The organism is Mesorhizobium sp. WSM4848, assembly GCF_055811375.1.
The window spans coordinates 1-2,533 of sequence record NZ_JBVVPX010000083.1; the positions used below are offsets into that span (position 1 = coordinate 1).

Here is a 2,533-nt window from a genome sequence, read left to right on the forward strand (position 1 = left end):
GAACGAACCCGCTGCGCGGGAGGGCGCCTGCGGTTGAGGTAGAGATCAGGAACCGGTCGTCGCGCCTGCATTGAGCGTTGTTCGGCGGCGGCAGAGCATGACGGGCTTCTTCAACAAGGAGCCTGACCATGACCCATCCTGTTCTCGAAGCTCGGATCAGCCCGCTGCGCCAGCGGCTGATCGACGATATGACCCTGCGCCGGTTCGGCAAGGAGACGCAGCGCAACTATCTCCGCGATGTTGGAAGGTTCGCCAGCTTCCTCGGCCGATCTCCGGATACGGCCACGGCCGACGACCTACGACGATTCCAGGTTGAACAGCAGGAGGACGGCGTTCCCGTTCCGACGATGAACAGCATCGTGTCGGCGCTGCGCTTCTTCTTCACCCATACGCTCGACCGCCCGGATCTGGCGCGCAGGCTCGTCCGGCTGGCGCACCCGCGCAAGCTACCCGTGGTCCTAAGCCGAGACGAGGTCGCGCGGCTTCTCAACGCCACCACCTGCCTCAAGCATCAGGCCGCGCTGTCGGTCGCCTATGGCTCAGGGCTTCGCGTCGCCGAGGTTTCGACACTGAAGGTCGCCGATATCGACAGCGAGCGCATGCTGCTGCGTATAGAGCGTGGCAAGGGCGGACGATACCGCAATGCCATGCTGTCGGCCGACCTGCTTACGCTGTTGCGCCAGTGGTGGAAGGTCGGGCGGCAACAGGGTGTCATGCACCGCGATGGCTGGCTGTTTCCCGGGCAGCATCCGATGAAGCCGATCAGCACCCGGCACCTTCACCGCATCGTCGTCGAGGCGGCACAGGCCGCGGACATCGCCAAGCGGGTCGGGCCGCATACGTTGCGCCACAGCTTCGCCACCCACCTGCTTGAAGACGGCACCGACATTCGGGTCATCCAGGTCCTGCTCGGGCACGCCAAGCTCGACAACACCGCCTTCTACACCAAGGTCGCGACCCGCACGGTGCGCACGGTCACGAGCCCGCTCGACAAGCTCGGCCTGTTCAAGGAGGCAGAGATCTCGCCCGATGGCTGAGCCGTGCGCGCCTCTGTCGAGGTCGCCGACATCTTCCGTGCTGCCGGACCCGCCTACCGGGCCGTTCATGCCGGCCATCTGAGCATTATCCAGCTCAAGGTGATGTCGGCGATTGAGCACTGCCGCACCGCGGCGCTTGGCGGTCACGTCGAGGCCTGCGAGGACTGCGGCCAGTGGCGGATCGCCTACAACTCCTGCCGCAACCGGCACTGCCCCAAGTGCCAGGGCGCCGCCGCGCGGACATGGCTGGCCGAGCGCGAGGCTGACCTGCTGCCGGTCGGCTACTTCCATGTCGTGTTCACCCTGCCCGCCGAAGTCGCCGACATCGCCTTCTACAACAAGGCGCTGGTCTACGACCTGCTGTTTAAGGCGGCATCGGAGACGATGCTGACCATCGCCGCCGATCCGAAGCATCTCGGTGCGCGCATCGGCATCACCGCCGTGCTCCACACATGGGGCTCGGCGATGACTCACCACCCCCACGTTCACATGATCGTGCCGGGCGGCGGCATCGCACTCGACGGGAAGCGCTGGGTATCGTCGCGCCCGGCCTTTCTCCTTCCGGTGCGCGTGCTCGGCAAGCTCTTCCGCCGCCTGTTCCTGACCCGGCTGCTCGCGCTTCACGACGCCGGCCGGCTCGCCTTCGTCGGATCGGCGGCGCATCTGGCCGACCGACGCGCCTTCCTGCATCATCTGAACCCTGTTCGCAGCAAGCGCTGGGTGGTCTATGCCAAGGCACCCTTCGCCGGGCCGGAAGCGGTGCTCGCCTACCTGTCGCGCTACACGCACAGGGTCGCCATCTCAAACCGTCGCCTGATCCGGTTCGACGAGAGCCGCGTCACCTTCCGCTACAAGGACTACCGCCGCGATGGCGCGGACCGGCAGCAGATCATGACGCTCGCGGCCGACGAGTTCATCCGCCGCTTCCTGCTCCATGTCCTGCCACGCGGTTTCCATCGCATCAGGCATTACGGCCTGCTCGCCGGCTCCGCCCGCAAGAGCAGCCTCGCGCTCGCCCGCGAACTCCTGGACGTCACCGCGCCAGCCGATGACGAAACACCAGGCGAACCGGAAGACTTCCGGCCGCCATGCCCCTGCTGTGGCGGACGCATGATCGTCATCGAGGTGTTCGAACGGTTGAGGCAGCCGCGCGGGCCGCCCTACGCCAGGACACCGGACCGGGAGAACGCCCCATGACCCGGCATGGCTTGATGCAGCCTTCTGGCGCAGGCACTCAGCCTCCGCCAACCAACCCGCGCGCGTCCATGGTGATCATCGGCGTCGACAGGGCTGCGTCCGACTGCACGCCGAGCCGACGATGCCGCACGGCCGGAAGACAAGGCAGTCCGTCTGCATCAATCCCGCCGCTTCCCGACGGCGGTCGCGCCATCCCAGACACCAGCCGAAAATCGAAATCTCCATAGCCATCGCCCGTGGCCCGCGGGTTCCTTCCTCGGGGACTTTCGTACGCCTGCCGGCGCCCGAAACTCTTCACG

Annotated in this window: 2 protein-coding genes; both read left to right on the forward strand. The window is 66.5% G+C overall.

Annotation, left to right across the window (positions count from 1 at the left end; all coding sequences use genetic code 11):
• Positions 1-128 precede the first annotated feature (128 nt).
• The gene (locus tag AC0L16_RS33320; RefSeq protein WP_473625762.1) at positions 129-1,037 is read left to right on the forward strand and encodes a tyrosine-type recombinase/integrase; all 909 of its coding nucleotides are present in this window, start codon (positions 129-131) and stop codon (positions 1,035-1,037) included.
• A 3-nt stretch (positions 1,038-1,040) separates the two neighbouring features.
• The gene (locus tag AC0L16_RS33325) at positions 1,041-2,234 is read left to right on the forward strand and encodes an IS91 family transposase (protein WP_473625764.1); all 1,194 of its coding nucleotides are present in this window, start codon (positions 1,041-1,043) and stop codon (positions 2,232-2,234) included.
• Positions 2,235-2,533 lie beyond the last annotated feature (299 nt).

Coding starts and splice junctions, on each gene's coding strand:
- AC0L16_RS33320 (WP_473625762.1), top strand. CDS start 129: ATGACCCATCCTGTTCTCGAAGCTCGGATCAGCCCGCTGCGCCAGCGG.